This window comes from Pseudomonas sp. IT-P253 (assembly GCF_949768125.1).
Taxonomy (GTDB): Bacteria; Pseudomonadota; Gammaproteobacteria; order Pseudomonadales; family Pseudomonadaceae; genus Aquipseudomonas.
Genome location: NZ_CATKPT010000045.1, coordinates 1 through 17,550, shown reverse-complemented (window position 1 = coordinate 17,550; position 17,550 = coordinate 1). Strand labels below are relative to the sequence as shown.

At 59.9% G+C, this 17,550-nt stretch carries 14 protein-coding genes and 2 pseudogenes; 6 read left to right on the top strand and 10 right to left on the bottom strand.

Annotated features, from left to right (window positions below; all coding sequences use genetic code 11):
• From ACM6IR_RS22090 to hutC, 3 genes and pseudogenes are all read right to left on the bottom strand, one after another.
• Window positions 1–213: pseudogene (locus tag ACM6IR_RS22090) on the bottom strand (urocanate hydratase); the annotation flags it as partial.
• 466 nt (window positions 214–679) lie between these two features.
• Window positions 680–1,249, bottom strand: coding sequence for a HutD family protein (locus tag ACM6IR_RS22085; RefSeq protein ID WP_414909657.1), 570 nt, complete (start codon window positions 1,247–1,249; stop codon window positions 680–682).
• A 10-nt stretch (window positions 1,250–1,259) separates the two neighbouring features.
• Window positions 1,260–1,970: a histidine utilization repressor gene (gene hutC / locus ACM6IR_RS22080; RefSeq protein ID WP_414909659.1), complete on the bottom strand. Its 711-nt coding sequence runs from the start codon at window positions 1,968–1,970 to the stop codon at window positions 1,260–1,262.
• A 146-nt stretch (window positions 1,971–2,116) separates the two neighbouring features.
• Between hutC and ACM6IR_RS22075 the strand changes: the two genes are divergently transcribed.
• The gene (locus ACM6IR_RS22075; protein ID WP_414909656.1) at window positions 2,117–3,481 is read left to right on the top strand and encodes a formimidoylglutamate deiminase; all 1,365 of its coding nucleotides are present in this window, start codon (window positions 2,117–2,119) and stop codon (window positions 3,479–3,481) included.
• A gap of 50 nt (window positions 3,482–3,531) precedes the next feature.
• On the opposite strand, the gene ACM6IR_RS22070 is transcribed toward ACM6IR_RS22075, so the two are convergent.
• Both ACM6IR_RS22070 and ACM6IR_RS22065 read right to left on the bottom strand, forming a co-directional pair.
• Window positions 3,532–4,101 carry a lipocalin family protein gene (locus ACM6IR_RS22070; protein WP_414909655.1) on the bottom strand — a complete coding sequence of 190 codons (570 nt, stop codon included), beginning with the start codon at window positions 4,099–4,101 and terminating at the stop codon, window positions 3,532–3,534.
• Window positions 4,102–4,132: 31 nt separating this feature from the next.
• On the bottom strand, window positions 4,133–4,387 hold the full coding sequence (locus ACM6IR_RS22065) for a hypothetical protein (protein WP_414909654.1): 255 nt from the start codon (window positions 4,385–4,387) through the stop codon (window positions 4,133–4,135).
• 29 nt (window positions 4,388–4,416) lie between these two features.
• Between ACM6IR_RS22065 and ACM6IR_RS22060 the strand changes: the two are divergent.
• The 4 genes and pseudogenes from ACM6IR_RS22060 to ACM6IR_RS22045 form a co-directional block, all read left to right on the top strand.
• Window positions 4,417–5,685, top strand: a pseudogene (locus tag ACM6IR_RS22060) (cache domain-containing protein); the annotation flags it as partial.
• A 93-nt stretch (window positions 5,686–5,778) separates the two neighbouring features.
• On the top strand, window positions 5,779–6,543 hold the full coding sequence (locus ACM6IR_RS22055) for a methyl-accepting chemotaxis protein (RefSeq protein WP_414909658.1): 765 nt from the start codon (window positions 5,779–5,781) through the stop codon (window positions 6,541–6,543).
• 209 nt (window positions 6,544–6,752) lie between these two features.
• The gene (locus ACM6IR_RS22050) at window positions 6,753–7,025 is read left to right on the top strand and encodes a type II toxin-antitoxin system Phd/YefM family antitoxin (RefSeq protein WP_414909653.1); all 273 of its coding nucleotides are present in this window, start codon (window positions 6,753–6,755) and stop codon (window positions 7,023–7,025) included.
• Window positions 7,022–7,354 carry a type II toxin-antitoxin system RelE/ParE family toxin gene (locus ACM6IR_RS22045; RefSeq protein WP_414909652.1) on the top strand — a complete coding sequence of 111 codons (333 nt, stop codon included), beginning with the start codon at window positions 7,022–7,024 and terminating at the stop codon, window positions 7,352–7,354. The genes ACM6IR_RS22050 and ACM6IR_RS22045 overlap by 4 nt, the downstream gene beginning before the upstream one ends.
• A gap of 13 nt (window positions 7,355–7,367) precedes the next feature.
• Here the strand turns inward: ACM6IR_RS22045 and ACM6IR_RS22040 are convergent, their stop codons facing one another.
• The 5 genes from ACM6IR_RS22040 to ACM6IR_RS22020 form a co-directional block, all read right to left on the bottom strand.
• The gene (locus ACM6IR_RS22040; protein WP_414909651.1) at window positions 7,368–7,970 is read right to left on the bottom strand and encodes a DUF924 family protein; all 603 of its coding nucleotides are present in this window, start codon (window positions 7,968–7,970) and stop codon (window positions 7,368–7,370) included.
• A 3-nt stretch (window positions 7,971–7,973) separates the two neighbouring features.
• Window positions 7,974–8,984, bottom strand: a complete 1,011-nt coding sequence (locus ACM6IR_RS22035; RefSeq protein ID WP_414909650.1) for a class 1 fructose-bisphosphatase — start codon at window positions 8,982–8,984, stop codon at window positions 7,974–7,976.
• Between the two features lie 240 nt (window positions 8,985–9,224).
• Window positions 9,225–10,598 (bottom strand): DUF3999 domain-containing protein, encoded by a 1,374-nt coding sequence (locus tag ACM6IR_RS22030; protein WP_414909649.1) that lies wholly within the window; start codon window positions 10,596–10,598, stop codon window positions 9,225–9,227.
• A complete protein-coding gene (locus tag ACM6IR_RS22025; protein WP_414909648.1) occupies window positions 10,595–14,179 on the bottom strand; it encodes a DUF2339 domain-containing protein in 3,585 nt (1,194 codons plus the stop codon). Before ACM6IR_RS22025 ends, ACM6IR_RS22030 begins: the two co-directional genes overlap by 4 nt.
• 198 nt (window positions 14,180–14,377) lie before the next feature.
• Window positions 14,378–16,828: a glycogen/starch/alpha-glucan phosphorylase gene (locus ACM6IR_RS22020; protein WP_414909647.1), complete on the bottom strand. Its 2,451-nt coding sequence runs from the start codon at window positions 16,826–16,828 to the stop codon at window positions 14,378–14,380.
• Between the two features lie 257 nt (window positions 16,829–17,085).
• On the opposite strand from ACM6IR_RS22020, the gene ACM6IR_RS22015 reads away from it, so the two are divergent.
• Window positions 17,086–17,529 (top strand): YkgJ family cysteine cluster protein, encoded by a 444-nt coding sequence (locus ACM6IR_RS22015; RefSeq protein ID WP_008149447.1) that lies wholly within the window; start codon window positions 17,086–17,088, stop codon window positions 17,527–17,529.
• Window positions 17,530–17,550 lie beyond the last annotated feature (21 nt).

Below are 17,550 nucleotides of genomic sequence, written 5' to 3'. Positions count from 1 at the left end.
GACGATCTTGTCGTAGCACTCCCAGTTACGCGCCGCACGACCGATGCCACCGTAAACCACCAATTCTTTAGGGTTCTCGGCGACTTCCGGGTCGAGGTTGTTCATCAACATGCGCAACGGCGCTTCGGTCAGCCAGCTCTTGGCGGTCAGCTTGTTACCGCGGGCAGCGCGGATTTCAACGTCACGAAACTTAGTAGGTTTAATGTCAGTCACGAAAAAGACTCCTCAGCAATCAATCCAAACCAGCCCAGGCAGTGGGCGAGCAAGCCAGCGAGCAAATGTGCACGCCGGCGAATCAGTGGACGATGGTCGAGTCCTCGTGACTCATACACATACGTCTTTACTTGTACATACAAGCATATGCAATCAAGCGGCCAACTTGTTGGAGGGGGCTCAAGAAAAGTTCTTGGAAGGGCTGTAAGCCTGTAGATCAAGGGCTTTGCGGGATATGAAATTTTTCGAGGGGATTTTTTGCGCGAGGATGATGGCTGTTACTTGAGCGTGGTTTTGCGCCACGCTGGGGCGTTCGGTAACAAAGTGGTGCGCGATTTGGAACGGGTTTGGGTAGCTAAAAGCTTCGCGGGCAAGCCTCGCTCCTACGGAATTGGTGGCGTCCACAAATGATGTAAACAACCATAAACCTGTAGGAGCGAGGCTTGCCCGCGAAAGGGACTCTGGATCAGCGTGCGATCAGCTCGATCACACAGCACGGCCCGTTACTGGTGACTTCCAGCAGACACGCGTTACCGTCGAGTTGCAGGCAATCATGGCGACCGAGTAGCGAGGCGCTGTTACCGACCTTCACTTCAAGTGCTTCGGCCATGCTGAAAATCAGCAGGGTCCCGGCCTCGCTGAAGAATCGCTGCTCGCCATCCAACCATTGCAACCGCGCGCGGTAACGCTGTGGTGCATAAATCAGATTGAAATCGCGAATCGGCCCGCCGAGCAACGTGCAGGAGACTTGGCTTTCGCCGCTGAAAGCAAACGGGTCCAGCGGTAACAGTGGACGCGTGTTCTGGCCATCGACGTTCAGGGTCATGCCGTCGCCTTGCAACACGGTGATCACCCGCTCGTAACCGGCGAAAGTCGAAAAACCACCCGACTCGCCGATATCGGCAATCGACAGACGCCAGCCGAAACCATCAAGGCCTGTGCCTGTATCACGAGTGATTTCTTCGGTGCTGCCGCCGCCGTTTTTCCACGGCATGCGCGGGTAGTCTTTTGCGCGTAAAACCTTCAACTCATTCATTTATGGCTCTCTACTTATGAAACCGGCCTTCCAGACGATGACGTGAACCAGGGTGGATCAAACGGGCCGCAGTCACCGGCTGACGGCCAGACCAAGTGCGACGGCGAATCAGCAGGCACGGCTCGCCTTTTTCAATCTGCAGCAATTTGCACTCGCTGGCCTCGGCCAGAATCGCCTCGACCACGTGCTCGCCTTCGGTCAGCGGCGCGACCTGATTCAGATAGGCGTAAGGCGTTTGCTGGGTAAAGTCTTGCTTGAGGTAGTCCGGTGCCACTAGCGCGTTGACGAAACGATCCTCGATTTGCACCGGAATGTCGTTTTCGAAATGCACGATCAGCGAGTGGAAAACCCTCTGGCCTTCGCGCATGTCCAGGGCCAGGGCGCGCTCGGAACCGGCCGCCTCTTCTTCCAGGGTGATCACCTTGCAGGTGTGGCGATGACCACGGGAGGCGATTTCGTCGGCGATGTTGTGAACTTCAAACAGCGCGGACTGGCTTTTCGGCTCGGCGACAAACGTGCCGACGCCTTGCATACGCACCAACAGACCGTCCGCGGTCATCTCGCGCAGAGCACGGTTGATGGTCATGCGGCTGAAACCCAGTTGGCTGACCAGCTCGCTTTCCGACGGAACGCGGTAGTGCGGCGGCCAGTTTCCACTGTCGATTTGCTGGGTGATCATCTGTTTGACGCGGGCGTACAAGGGCGCCGGACTGTCGCCCATGTGTGCGGCCAACGGTGACGCTAGGGGCGGAGTCGGCACGGTAAATCCTTGTTCATCTGTAGGAAGTTGCTAGCTTGCCGGAGTTTACCCAGCAGGCAAACGTCTGTATATGTATATACAAATAACACACGATGGGGTGCTGAACCATGTCCGCCTTCTTTGCCGAACGCGCGCTGCTGCCTAGTGGATGGGCCAACAATGTACGTCTTGAGGTCAGCGCCGACGGCGTCTTGACCCATATCCAGGCCGATTCTCACGCAGAAGGCGCCGAACGACTGAGCGGTCCGCTGCTGCCCGGCATGCCGAATCTACACTCCCACGCCTTCCAGCGAGCCATGGCCGGGCTGGCGGAAGTGGCCGGCAATCCGAACGATAGTTTTTGGACCTGGCGCGATTTGATGTATCGCCTCGTCGGAAAAATCAGCCCGGACCAACTTGGCGTCATCGCCCGTCAGCTGTACATCGAAATGCTCAAGGCCGGTTACACCTCGGTGGCCGAATTTCATTACGTGCACCATGACACCAGCGGCCAACCGTACGCAGACCCGGCGGAACTGGCGCTGCGCATCAGCCAGGCCGCCAGCTCCGCCGGTATCGGCCTGACGCTGTTGCCGGTGCTCTACAGTCATTCCGGCTTTGGCGGCCAGACACCGAACGACGGCCAGCGCCGCTTTATCAACAGCACCGAGAACTACCTCAAGCTTCAATCGCGTTTGCAGCCGATTCTTGGGCAACAACCGGCGCAGTCGCTGGGCTTGTGCTTCCACTCGTTGCGCGCGGTCACTCCGCAGCAGATCAGCGAAGTGCTGGCCGCCAGCGACAAGCAATGCCCGGTGCACATTCACATCGCCGAACAGCAAAAGGAAGTCGACGACTGCCTGAACTGGAGCGGTCGCCGTCCGCTGCAATGGTTGTACGAAAATACCGACGTCGATCAGCGCTGGTGCCTGGTCCATGCCACCCACGCCAACCCGGAAGAAGTCACGCTGATGGCCAAGAGTCGCGCCATCGCCGGTTTGTGCCTGACCACGGAAGCGAACCTCGGCGACGGGATTTTCCCGGCGGTGGATTTCCTCGCTCAGGGCGGGCGCATGGGCATCGGTTCCGACAGCCATGTGTCGTTGAGCGTGGTGGAAGAATTACGCTGGCTGGAATATGGGCAACGCCTGCGCGATCAGCGACGTAACCGCTTGTATGGCGCAGATCAACCGATGGTTGGCCGCACGCTATACGACGCGGCGCTGGATGGCGGCGCTCAGGCGCTGGGTCAGCCGATCGGCGCCCTGGAAGTGGGCAAGCGTGCGGATTGGCTGGTGCTGGACGGCAACGATCCGTACCTGGCGACGGCCAGTGGCGACGGGATTTTGAATCGTTGGTTGTTTGCCGGCGGCGATCGCCAGGTGCGGGATGTACTGGTCAACGGCCAGTGGGTGGTGCGTGACGGGCGTCATGCCGGTGAAGAAGACAGCAACCGGGCGTTCACCCAAGTCCTGCGCGATCTCCTCGGCTAACACTGGAAAACCTCTGTAGGAGCGAGCTTGCTCCTACAGGATTTCCGTGATCAATTCGAGGTCTTGGCCATCTGCGTATCCGACGCACGCCAGATCAGCCGCGTCGTGTCATAGCCCTGCTGACGCGCCTTGCTCAGCAGTTCTTCACGCGCGACACCATTGACGGTCGGGGTCCGGGACAACAGCCACAGATACTTGCGGCTTGGGTCACCCACGATAGCCGTCTTGTAGTCATCGCTGACGTACAACACCCAGTACTCACCCTTTGACACACCCGGGATCAACCGCGAAAACCAGGTATCGAACTCGACCCACAATTTGTCGGTCTTGCCCGGCACTTGTGGATAGGCCTTGCCCGTGACTTCTTCCCATTGCCACTCTGCCGTCAGGCAGCGGTTCAATATGGCGACGTTACCTTCAGGCAAGAGCGTGTAATGGGCTTCGGATTGCGCGCAATTGCGCTGGAAGTACATCGGCAAACGGGCCAACTCGTACCAGGTCCCTTGGTAGCGCTTGAGGTTGACGCTATTGGCGGTCTTGGGCGCCAATGGATCAGTGCCGGAAGTGGCACAGCCGGCCAGTACCAGGCCGGCAAAAAGAACTATCAATAACCGCATCATTGTTTTTCTCCCGTGGGCGCATAGCCCCGGTTTATTTCAGGCCTTGGCCGGAAAACATCAGCACTTTGTCACCGGCGAACTGCACGCTGATAAAGCTGTTCTTGTCGCCCCAGGTGCAACTGGACATGCCGAGCGCGCCCGAGCAGTCAGCCGGGCTGCCCAGCAGCTTTTCAACCTCGGCCTTGGGCATTCCGGACGATAATTTTGAATAATTTTCCTGATTGACCTTGCTGCATGCGGCCAACAACACGCAAAACGAGAGCAGGGCGATAGAGCGCAGCGACATGGTGTAACTCCAGGGGCGAGGGGAATGGCATGGCTGCCAAGCAGAAGCTTAGAAGAGAAAACCCCTATCTGGTTCCCTCACCTCCCGGCTATTTATTCGGCCGCTCGTCTGTCTTTCTCCGAAAAATCAGCCACTTTTTGGTGCCGTCGAAAATTTCATGGTTTTTCACAAAAAGCTGCCTAATCTTTGGCGCCGGTCAGTCGACACATGTAGGAGCGAACAAGCTCGCTCTTACACCAGCCCCCTCCGCGGTAGCTCATTTAATGACCAGAAACATGAAGTTCAGCCACAAGATCTTGTTGGCTGCCGCCCTCGTGGTGGCCGTTGCATTCGCTTGTTTCATCCTGTTCAACGACTATCGTCAGCGCCAGACACTGCGCGGCAATACCGAATCCTCGATGCAGGAACTCGGCAGCCTGACCACCAGCAACATTCAGACCTGGCTGGAAAGCCGCATCCAGCTGCTGCAATCGCTGTCCCAGCAAATCGCCGTGGACGGCAGTGCCCAGGCCAACCTCAAACGCGCCATCGACCTGCCGGCGTATACCAGCAACTTCCAGCTGAGCTATTTCGGCGGCACTGACGGCGTCATGTTCTCGGTCCCGGCGGGCAATCGTGCCGCCGATTACGACCCTCGCGCACGAGGCTGGTACAAAGCGGCCAACAGCGCGCAACAGACCATCGTCACCGAACCCTACATCGCCGCGTCCTCCGGCAAATTGGTGATCACGGTCGCTACGCCGGTACAACGCCAAGGCCAAATGATTGGCGTCGCGGGTGCAGACATCGATCTGTCCAGCGTCAGCGCGATCATCAACTCCCTGAACTTCGGCGGCCACGGCCATGCGTTCATCGTCAGCGCCGACGGCAAGATTCTGATTCACCCCGACAGCAAACTGGTGCTCAAGAGCCTCGCCGACGCTTACCCCAATGGCGTGCCGAAGGTCAGCCCGGGCATGAAAGACGTCGAGGTCGACGGCAAATCGCAGTTCATCTCCTTCACCCGCGTCAACGGCGTGCCGTCGGCGGACTGGTACGTGGCACTGGTGCTGGATCAAGACACCGCGTTCTCGATGCTCAGCGAATTCCGCACGTCGGCCATCATCGCCATGATCATTGCCGTGGTGATCATCATCGCCCTGCTGGGCATGCTGATCAGCTTCCTGATGCAACCGCTGCTGACCATGGGCCGCGCCATGCATGACATCGCCGAAGGTGAAGGCGACCTGACCAAACGCCTGACCATTCACGGCCAGGACGAATTCGGTGCACTGGGCACTTCGTTCAACCGCTTTGTGGAACGTATTCATACGTCGATCAGGGAAGTGGCCTCGGCCACCGGCCAGGTCAACGAAGTCGCGTTGCGCGTGGTTGCCGCGTCGAATTCGTCGATGTTCAACTCCGACCAGCAAGCCTCGCGCACCAGCAGTGTCGCCGCGGCCATCAACGAGCTGGGCGCCGCCGCCCAGGAAATCGCCCAGAACGCCGCCCTCGCCTCCCAGCATTCAAGCGATGCCCGCAGCCTGGCCGAAGACGGCCAGCAGGTGGTGGATAAAACCATCGCGGCGATGCAGCAGCTCTCGGCAAAAATCAGCGATTCGTGCGGCAACATCGAGACGCTTAACAGCAACACGGTGAACATCGGGCAGATTCTGGAAGTGATTACCAGCATCTCGCAACAGACCAACCTGCTGGCCCTGAACGCCGCCATTGAAGCGGCCCGTGCCGGTGAAGCCGGACGCGGTTTCGCGGTGGTTGCCGATGAAGTGCGCAACCTTGCCCACCGCACGCAGGATTCGGCGCAGCAAGTGCAAAAGATGATCGAAGAACTGCAAGTGGGCGCCCGCGAAGCGGTCAGCACCATGACCGACAGCCAGCGCCAGAGCGAAAGCAGCGTGGGCATTGCCAATCAGGCCGGCGAACGCCTGGGCAGCGTGACGCAGCGTATCGGCGAGATCGACGGGATGAACCAGTCCGTGGCGACCGCGACTGAAGAGCAGACCGCTGTGGTGGAGTCGATCAACGTCGACATTACCGAGATCAATACGCTGAACCAGGAAGGTGTGGAGAACTTGCAGTCGACCTTGCGTGCGTGCGCTGATCTTGAACAGCAGGCAGCGCGGTTGAAGCAGTTGGTGGGTAGTTTCCGGATCTAAGTGATCTGTCGGGCCCCTTCGCGAGCAGGCTCGCCCACAGTGGATCTCCAGTGCGACGAAGATCCCATGTGGGAGCGAGCCTGCTCGCGATGGCAATATCAGCAGCAATGAAGTTCTAACCCTCTGCGAAAAACGTCGGTCGACACAATCTGACGCAAGACTGAATTAGGACTAAACTCGGTCCTATTCAACCTGATGAGGCTTATTCCATGAAGCTTTCAACTCAAATCAAGCCGATCAGCTACCTGAAAAGCCACACCGCCGAAATCGTCAAAATACTCACAGAAAGCCGTGAACCCATGGTGATCACCCAAAACGGTGAAGCGAAGCTTGTGGTCATGGATGTGAAAAGTTTTGAAGAGCAGGAAGACACAATGGCCTTGCTTAAGCTCTTGGCGATGGGGAATCGTGAGATAGAAGAAGGCAAGTTTCGCGATGCCGAGGATGTCTTCGCAGAGCTGGACGGGGCTGACCACCCATGAGTTTAAAGGTCGTCATTCTTCAGTCCGCCGAAACAGACCTGAAAGGACTTCGTACCTATCTCATTAAACAGTTCTCTACCCAAACCTGGCAAAGCACCTATGCCAACCTGAAGGTCGCCATCCGCCATTTGGGGACGCAGCCTTATGCAGGGTCGATCCCGGAAGAAATCGAGAAGCTTAATCTCAGCCAATACCGACAGATCCTTTCAGGAATGAACCGGATCATTTATGAGGTTCGTGAACAGACGATCTACGTCCACATCATTGCCGACACGCGAAAGAGTCTGCCAACACTACTCATGAAGCGGCTGCTTCAAGGGAATCCATGAATTCGGAGCGCGTTTAAAAACGTGAGCCAGGCCCGCTCAGAAACGCCAGCTCCTCAGCCGTAGACGCCCGCCCCAATACCGCATTGCGATGCGGAAACCTTCCAAACCGCGCAATCACTGCTCGATGCCGCTCGGCATAATCCAGGTTATCGGCAAACACTGCCCGATCAGCCTCTGGCTGCTGCGCCACCAAGTCGATAAACCGCGAAACGGCTTCATTCTGCACCGCCAGGTTCTCGCAATGCTCGAACACCAGGTAGATAAACACTCGCTGGATAGGCCGCAATTGCCGATCGAAATCCGCAGCAATGCCTTGCGCCACCAGTGCCTGAGCCCTGGAATCGCCGGAAAAGGATTGGGGTGTATCGCGATAGATCATTCGCGGGAGCTGATCAAGCAGCAGCACCAGAGCCAGCCAACCTTCGGGGCGTTGCGCCCAGTCAGTCAATCCGCCGGCCAGTGCCTGCTCGACCCAGCCCCCGAAACGCACTTGCGCCTCGAGGTCCTGGCTGTCGCGCTTGCCGAACCATAACCTGCCCTTGTCAGCCGCTACTTCGTTCGGTGCTTCGGCTTTACCGAACCACCACTCAAGCAACGGCTGCCAGGGCGCAGTCATGGTTTATTCCTTGTGGTAAGCCGTGACGCGTTCGACTTCTTCTTTCGAACCGAGGAACACAGCGACACGCTGGTGCAAGCCGTCAGGCTTGATGTCGAGGATGCGCTGATGGCCATCGGTGGAAGCACCGCCAGCCTGTTCAACCAGGAACGACATCGGGTTGGCTTCGTACATCAGACGCAGCTTGCCCGGCTTGGAAGGTTCGCGGCTGTCGCGTGGATACATGAACAGACCGCCACGGGTCAGGATGCGGTGCACGTCCGCGACCATCGCGGCGACCCAGCGCATGTTGTAGTTCTTTTTCAGCGGGCCTTCTTCGCCTGCCAGCAATTCGCTGACGTAGCGTTGTACCGGAGCTTCCCAGTGCCGCTGATTGGACGCGTTGATCGCGAATTCCTGAGTGGAGGTCGGGATCTTGATATCTTCGTGGCTCAGCACGAAGCTGCCCATTTCGCGGTCCAGGGTGAAGCCTTTTACGCCGTCGCCCAAGGTCAGCACCAGCATGGTCTGCGGGCCGTAGATGGCATAACCGGCGGCTACCTGCTCGGTGCCTGGCTGCAGGAAGGCCTTCTCGTTCAAAGGCTCGTTCTGGCTCAGGTATTCGTTCGGGCAACGCAGCACCGAGAAGATAGTACCGACCGGCGCGTTGATATCGATGTTCGACGAACCGTCCAGCGGGTCGAATACCAGCAAGTACGCGCCTTTCGGGTATTTGCCCGGGATCTGGTAGGCATTGTCCATTTCTTCGGACGCCATGCCGGCCAGGTGACCGCCCCATTCGTTGGCTTCGAGCAGGATCTCGTTGGAGAGCACGTCGAGTTTTTTCTGCACTTCACCTTGGACGTTTTCAGTGCCCATGCTGCCTAGAACACCGCCCAGGGCGCCTTTGGAGACGGTGTGGCTAATTTCCTTGCAGGCACGCGCCACCACTTCGATCAGGAAACGCAGATCGGCAGGGGTGTTGTTGCTACGGGTCTGCTCAATCAAATAGCGACTCAGGGTAACGCGGGACATGGAAGGCTCCGGTGGAATGGGGGGGCTAAAAACCCGCGCAGTTTAACGCGAGTCGTGGCGCATTTCCTCCTATCAGACGTGATACACCCAATAGAGTTCATGCGCCGGGATGAGCGTAGTTCGAAACGGGCGATTTTACCGACCGACAGGCCGCTTTCGCGAGCAGGCTCGCTCCCACAGGATATGCATTCCATTGTGGGAGCGAGCCTGCTCGCGAATGGCGCGCAGCGCCAGCCATTTTCAGGATTTAGCCGGGGGTTTGCGCAGCAAGCTGAACGCCATCGCCGCCAGGCATAAAACACTCAGCAACAGCACCGCCCACAACCCGAACTTCTTCCAGTTCGTATCAGACATCGCAGCCGAAGTCGCCGGCAAGGCCGGTGTCACTACCGCCCCGCCCTCGACCGTCGCCTTGCCCAATGAGGCTAACCTGGCAGCGCTGTAATCGGGAATCAACGTCGACAACGGCAGGCTCGCCGCCTTCACCGTCGCACTCCCCAGCGCCAGCGTGTAGGGACCGGGGCCGCGCGCCAGGAACACCACTTGGGTCGAACGCACAGCGAAACGAACCGTCGGCGCGTCGGTACCCAGGCCACCGCCGCGATCATCCACGGTCAGCTTCAACTGCTGCACGGTTTGCCCCGACAGCGGCAATTCGTTTTGCTCCACGTCCTGGCCACCCTGGGTCAGGCGATAGAGCAACCCGCTGCTCAGCGGCTGCCACGGCAAGCTGCTTTCTCGACGACCGGACAACGTCACCGGCGCCAGACTGTTGGGCTGATTCAGCTCGACCTGCAAGCGCTCGACGTTCAGCCCCATCGGCAACTGCCAGGTGTACTCACCGGCCTTCACGCGACTGCCGGTCAATGGCTGCGACCAGACCAACGGTAGCGGCAGGCTGCGGGGACTGGCGCTTTCCAGCTGCGCCGAGGTCAGCGTCGGCGCCGATTGCGGCGTGGTCCACAGCAAGCGCACATAGCGCGCCGATTGCCCCGGCAGGCTGACCTCATGTTGCTCGACCCGTTCGTCGGCGAACGACAACCGCGCCACCTGGCCTTCGCCCCACGATTGCCAATGCTGCAAGTCGTCGCTGGCCTCGATGCTGAAACGCTGGAAGCCGTCGCGCTCGCTGGTCCAGTCGAGGATCAGCTGCCGCAAAGGCGCCTTGATGCTGCTGGCATCAAGCAACCAGCCACGCAGAACCTCTTCTCCCGCTTCCAGCTGACTGGATGGCTGTACTTCCACCAGCGTGCCGTTAGCGCTCGATTGCACTCGAACGCTGGGGGCGCGCTCAGTGGAGTCCGCCGAATTAAACAACGGAAACCACTTCACGTCGGTCAGTGTGCGATTTTCGCCGGTTGGCGCCGGCTCTCGGGCCAGCGCGTAAGCCTGGGCCTCGCCGGCGGCGTTGAACACACGGACATCGCTCAGGTCGGTCTGCCGCGCATTCAGTTGCACACTCAAAGGCAATTCAAGGCGATACCAGGGGCCTTCACCGCTGACGGTCAACGGCACTTGTGTGGCGAAGTCCGCCGGTTTTTCCTGAGCGCTGGCCGACAACGCCACACCCAATGCCACAGCGCCCAACCAACCCAGGTTCAACTTCTGACTCAAGACGACACTCCTTCGGTTTCCGGAGCCGGTTTTTCAGGATCCGGCGTAGCGTCGGCGCGCTTGGGCGGCAGCGGAGCGAAATAGCCCACCACCAGTAACAACACACCCACGCCGATAAACGACACGATCCGCGCCAGCCCACCGCGGTTACTCAATTCGACAAAGAACAGTTTGGCCACCACCACGCCGATCAACGCCGCGCCGATCAGCCAGACCTCGCGGCGATGGCGCAGATGGCCGCCGATCATCAGACCCAGGGCCATCAAGGTCCAGACGATCGACAGACCGGCCTGTACCCGCATGGACTCGAGCAACGCTGGCAGCTCGAACGGCACGCCGCCCCAATGATGAGCCGTGCGCATCACCAGCGCGGTGAAAAAGACGAACAGCGAAACGCCGGCAATCGGTTGCGTGGCGCGTTCGGCGTAGTCCTTGCGGATCGACAGGTGCGTGACGGCGCTAAGGGACCAGATGTAGACGCCGAACAGTGCGAACAGCAGGCCCAACTCCATTGGATTGATCAGCGGCACGTAAGGCAACGGCTCGGCGGTGCCATCGCTGACGGTGTTTGCCAGCCAGAACCAGCCGAGCATCATCAATGCCAGAGGCGCGGCGGCGTACAGTCGGTATTCGCGCGAATAGGCTGACACCGGCCACGGCCAGTGGCGAGGTGCAGCCATCAGCACCAGATATAGACTCGGCAGGATTGCCCACCCCAACCAGCGCCAGGCATTGTATTGCTCGGACAGCAACAGCAGGCCATATCGCAGCTCCAGCGCCAACACCCCCATTAACAGCCAGCAACCCAGCACATGTGCGGCACTTGGCGCACGCTCCGGCAACATCGGCGCCAGCCGTCGCAAAGAGATGAAGTGCACGACGAACACCGCCGCCCAGGCCAGCCAACCGAACTGGGCGGCCGGGTGATAACGCGAGTGCCAGGCAGCGACCAACACCACGCCGGCCGCTGGAATCAGCAAGGTGCAAAGCAAGCCGAGTGACGACCATTTCAGGCGCAAGGCCAACACCGCCCACAGCGCCACGCTGACGGCCGCAGCCACCAGCAACAACGTCGCGTGCAGATTCACTGGGGCAAAACGCAGCACTTCACTGACCCACGCCAACGCCCACCAACCCGCGCCCCACACCAGCAGCACTTCGGACAATCGCTGCAAGCTCAGTACATCGAAGGCCGACGCGTGGTTGCCGAGCTGCAAACGCCAGGCCCCAACCAGCGCGGCCAAGCCCAGCACCAGCGGTGTCCAGAACCCGCTGTGCGCCAGCGGTTTCAAACCTTCGCTGACCAACGGGCCTAACAGATCCGGGCCGGCCAGCATGAACGCTGCGCCGCCAATCACCTGCAACAACAGACCGAAGACAAAACTCACGCGCAGCTTCAAGTACAGGCTCAACCAGATGATGAACAGACCACTGGCTGCCCACACCGCGCTCGCGGTTTGCCAAGGCAAGACGAACAGCACCGCCAAATTGATCAGCACCAGACCGGCGAGCAACACCACCGACAAGCCGCGCAACAATCGAATATCACTGCGCACCATCTCATCGCGAGCCGCCAACAGCATGCCCGCGATCAACGCCAGACCGATCAGCGAAGCGCTCAACAGCCCGCTCCAACCCGCACTGAACACGGCCGCAGACTCTGCGCTCGAACCTTGCAGCCGCAGCAGGAACAACGCCCCGCCCAACAACTGCACGGCAAACGCGGTGAACAGGAACGTGCGCGATTGCAGGCGCAGGCCGACGAACAACGTCACCAACCCCGCCAACGCCCAACTGATCGTCGTGCCCTGAGTAAAGAAGAACAACGGCGCCAGCAGATAAAGGAACGTCAAACCGAGGCAGGCCAATACCGGCAGCCCTTTGCGCTCCCAGTCCGAGGTCTGCCCGGGCAAGGCTTTGCGCAATTGATAGAAGCTGAACAGCAACGCCACGCCGAGCATCAGCGCACCCAGCGGCGCGCCGTCCAGCAGGCTGCGTTCGCCGATCCGCAACTGACTGAGAAACGCCAGCGCCGAGCCCAGTTGCAGCAGCAAGGCAAAGGCTCGGGCCAGCGGTCGTTGTTGACGCAACCCGAGCCAGAAAATCCCTGCGCCTTCCACGGCCCAGGCAGCCGCAGTCCATCGCGCATCGAGTCCCAACGGGATCGCCAGGCTGGCGAAGATCACGCCCAGCGCCAGACAGGTCTCCGCCACCAGCAACGCTCGACCGCCCATCAACAGTCGCGCCAGCCCCATGTAGATCATGCCCAGCGCCAGCGCACTGAAGGCTGTCGCGAACTCAAGATGCTGGACCAGAGCAAACTGCAAACCGAAGCCCACCAGCGGCGGACCAAACAGCATCGTGCCGTCGACGTAATCACCCTTGCCCGCCGACCAGCGCAGCAACGCATCGCGGCTGCCATCCTGCGGCGCGTCGCTCATTTCCAGCAACTTGCGTCGGGCAAACAGCAGGCCGATGGCCAGGTACATCAGGAAGAACACGATCAGGAACGGCTCGGTGCTCCACAGCAGTTCCGACGTATAGGAACGCAGGCCCCAGGCGAAACCGATGCCGAAGGTGCCGACAAAGCCGATCAGGTTCAGCAGACGCCAGGCCTTGAACCACGCAATCGCGAGGATGCCGGAGTTGAGCATGGCGAAGTAGCTGAACAGTGCGACGTGGTTGCCAGCGCCGGTGGAGGTCAGGATGGGGGCGGCGAACCCGCCCAACGCGGCAGCACAGGCCAAGGCCAGGGAATCCTGAGTAATGGCCAGAATGGCGGAAAACACGGTCACGACCACCAACAAGCCCAGGGCCGCGCTCGGGTCGAGCAACGGGTGCAGGCGCATCGCTGCAAACACTGTCAGGTACAACACGGCGATGCCGGTGCCTTGGAGCATCAACGCGTAATTGCTATTGCGTGTTCTGAGCCACCACCCCACCCCCAGAAGGCCCAATGCCGCCGCCGCAACACCGGCATAACGCAATTCGATCGGCACCACCATGCCTTCAGTGGCGTAACGCAGCAGGAATGCCAGACCGAGGAACAACAGCACCACGCCGACCCGCAACACCGTATTACCGCCAAACAGCCAGGCGCGAGCGCCGCTGATGGCGCGTTCGATGACGTTGGGGCCGCGCGGGGTGGCGGGTTGTTGCGCTTCACGGGCAACCGGTTCCTGCTTCCAGGCGTCGACGGGCAGTGGTCGGGTTTGCGTGGATGCCGCAGCAATCGGTTCGAGTTCGGGAGGGAGTTCCCAGATCAGCTCCGGGGGCTCGACAGGGATGTCGCCGAGTGTGATTTCAGCAGCCGGGACAGGCTCGCTGGCGACCTGCTCGCCGGTTTCAGGCCCTTTGCCGCCAGACTTTTCCAGCAAAGCCAGACGCTCTTCGACCGCTCTCAGCACTACCTGCGCCTGTTCAAGTAGACGGTGCTGCTCGGCCGTTTGTGAACCCAGGCGGCCGATGCGAATGGCCTGGCCGATGCCCAATCCGAGCAGCGCACCCAGCAATGCATCGCTGATCGACTCATCGAGTATCCAGCCCAACACCAGCCCTATCAGCATGAACATCCATTGCATGGTCGATATCCCTAAGCGGCCCATTGCGTTGTGGCGTCTGCACTGACGCCTTCGCGGGCAAGCCTCGCTCCTACAGCAAAACCTGTAGGAGCGAGGCTTGCCCGCGAAAGCGTTCACGCAGCGCTCACTGAAACTGGTGCTTAGTATATCGGCCAGACCCAACAACCGTCGGGCCTTGCGCGCAACTATTGCTAAAAGTTACTCCAGAGCCTTCCAGATATCAGTGGCGTACTCGCGAATGGTCCGGTCAGAGGAGAACCAGCCCATCCGCGCCGTGTTCAACACTGCCGAACGCCACCACGCTTGAGAATCGTGCCAATGCGCCTCAACGCGCATCTGTGCCTCCCAGTAGGAATCGAAATCGGCGCAGACCAGGAAGCGGTCATAGTCGATCAGCGAATCAATGAAGCCTACGTAACGGGAAGGTTCGTCCGGCGAGAACACCCCACCGCGAATCGCTTGCAGCACGTCGTTGAGGCGATGGGACGCGGCAATGTCCGGTGTCGCATTGAACTCATGGTTCTGCTTGCGCGCTTCAACTTGCTGAGCAGTGAGGCCAAAGATAAACATGTGCTCGGCACCGATACGCTCGCACATCTCCACGTTGGCCCCGTCCAGGGTGCCGATGGTCAGTGCGCCGTTGAGGCCGAACTTCATGTTGCTGGTGCCCGACGCTTCAAAGCCTGCGGTGGAAATCTGCTCGGACAAATCCGCCGCCGGAATAATGCTCTCCGCCAGGCTGACGTTGTAGTTGGGCAGGAACACCACTTTCAACAAACCGCGCACAGTCGGGTCGTTGTTCACCACCCGAGCGACGTCGTTGGCCAGTTTGATGATCAGCTTGGCCTGGTGATAACTGGCGGCGGCCTTGCCGGCGAAGATCTTCACCCGCGGCACCCAGTCGATTTCCGGCTCGGCGCGAATCGCCTGATACAACGCGACGGTGTGCATCAGGTTAAGCAGTTGCCGTTTGTACTCGTGGATCCGCTTGACCTGTACGTCGAACATCGCCGAGGGGTTGACGGCAATCCCCAATCGCTCGTGAATCAGGTAGGCCAACGCCTTCTTGCTGTGCAGTCGCTGCTCGGCAAACAGCTTGCGGAAGGCTGGCTGCTCGGCGAACGGCTCCAGTTCGAGCAAGCGCGTTTCGGCGTTATCCAGCAGATCCGGCCCGAGGGCATCGACCATCATGGAGGTCAGCTCGGGGTTGGCCTGGTAGAGCCAGCGGCGGAACGTGATGCCGTTGGTCTTGTTGTTGATCCGCTCCGGGTAGAGCTTGTGCAGCTCGGAGAACACGGTTTTGCGCATCAACTGCGTGTGCAGCCCGGACACGCCGTTGACGCTGTGCGAGCCGAGGAACGCGAGGTTGCCCATGCGCACGCGACGGCCGTTGTCTTCCTCGATCAGCGACACGGCGCGCAGCACCTCGAAATCGTGAATACCTTTGGCCCGCAGGGAGTCGATGTGCTGCGCGTTGATCAGGTAAATGATCTGCATGTGCCGCGGCAGCATCCGCTCCATCAAACCGACCGGCCAGGTTTCAAGCGCCTCCGGCAGCAGTGTGTGGTTGGTGTAGGACAGTGTGTCGACGGTGACCTGCCACGCCGCGTCCCACGCCACGTCATAAACGTCGACCAGCTGGCGCATCAGTTCGGCCACGGCAATCGAGGGGTGAGTGTCGTTGAGCTGGATGGCCGCGTGATCGCCCAGGGTCAGGACCGAGGTGTGCATGTTGCGATGGCGGCGCAGCAAGTCCTGCAAGGACGCGGCGACGAAGAAGTATTCCTGACGCAGGCGCAGTTCCTGGCCGGCTTCGGTGCTGTCGGCCGGGTAAAGCACGCGGGAGATACTTTCGGCCCTGGCCACTTCCGCCACGGCGCCCAAGTGGTCGCCGGCGTTAAAGCGCTCCAGGTGCAAATCTTCCATGGCCCGTGCCCGCCACAGACGTAGCGTGTTGACGCTCGCCCCACGCCAACCGACCACCGGCGTGTCGTAAGCAATCGCGCGCACAGTTTCCGCCGGGGTCCAGACTTGCTTGGACTTGCCGGTTTCGTCCGTGACGGTTTCAACGCTGCCGCCAAAACCTATCGGGTAAGCGACCTCTGCGCGTTCAAACTCCCAAGGGTTACCAAAGTCCAGCCAGTGTTCGGTTTGTTCCTGCTGCCAGCCGTCGACGATGGCCTGACGGAACAAGCCATGCTCATAACGAATGCCGTAACCGTGGCCGGCGATGCCGAGGGTCGACATGCTTTCCATGAAGCACGCGGCCAGGCGGCCAAGGCCGCCGTTACCCAGCGCCGCGTCGGGCTCCAGCAGGCGAATGCGCTCAATATCGACGCCGAGTTCGGTCAGGGCCTCGCGGGCCACATCGAGCAAGCCCAGGTTGCTGAGGCTGTCGTAAAGCAGCCGGCCAATGAGAAATTCCAGCGAGAGGTAGTAAACGCGCTTCTGACCTTTGCGGTAAATCTGCCGGGTGTGATCCATCCAGTGCTCGACCATATGATCCCGCGCGGCCAGGGCAATGGCTTCGAACCAGTCGTGGTCGAAGGCGTGATCCGGGTCTTTACCCACCGCGTAGGTGAGTTTGGTCAAAACGGCGTCGCGAAATGCGGCCACCTCTGCTTCGCGAACAAGTGGTTCTTGAGTCATCGATAGGACCTCGAGCGAGCGTGGAGTAGTTGAGCCTAGACGGTCTGACAGGCCATTGGGAGTCTTGGTTCGGCAGTTTTTCCCGTTTGTGTGAGATAGGTCGACATTACCTTGTCACGCACTTTAAAGAATGCAGGCCTCGTGCCGCAATACGGGTATTTTTGGGCGACACTCGAAAAAATCTGGCGAAAGGTTGTTCAAAAATCCACCAGTCCCGGTATGATCGCGCGCCCTGATGCACACGCTGGTAACAATCGATGATGAAGTCCAACCTGATCGCTGCCGCAGAGATCGATCGCCTCGACACCTGGGCCAAGTACTCCGCCCCGATGTGCGGTTCCTGCGTGTCCAGCTGCTGCACCTTGCCGGTCGAGGTCAAGATCAAGGATCTGATCCGCATCGGCATTGTCGATGAGTTCGAGCGCGGCGAGCCGCCGAAGAACATCGCCAAGCGTTTGCAGAAGGAAGGGATCGTCGAACGTTACAACCAGAAATCCGAGATCTTCACCCTCCAGCGCATGAGCAACAACGATTGCCTGTACCTGGATCGTAAGAGCCGTCTGTGCACTATTTATGAAAAGCGCCCGGATACCTGCCGTAACCACCCGAAAATCGGCCCACGGCCGGGGTATTGCGCTTACAAGCCCAAAGAAGTGGCGCGTGAGACCAGCGAGAGCCGTCGGACCCTCGAGAAGTTCTGATCCGGAATCTCGCTGCCGGAT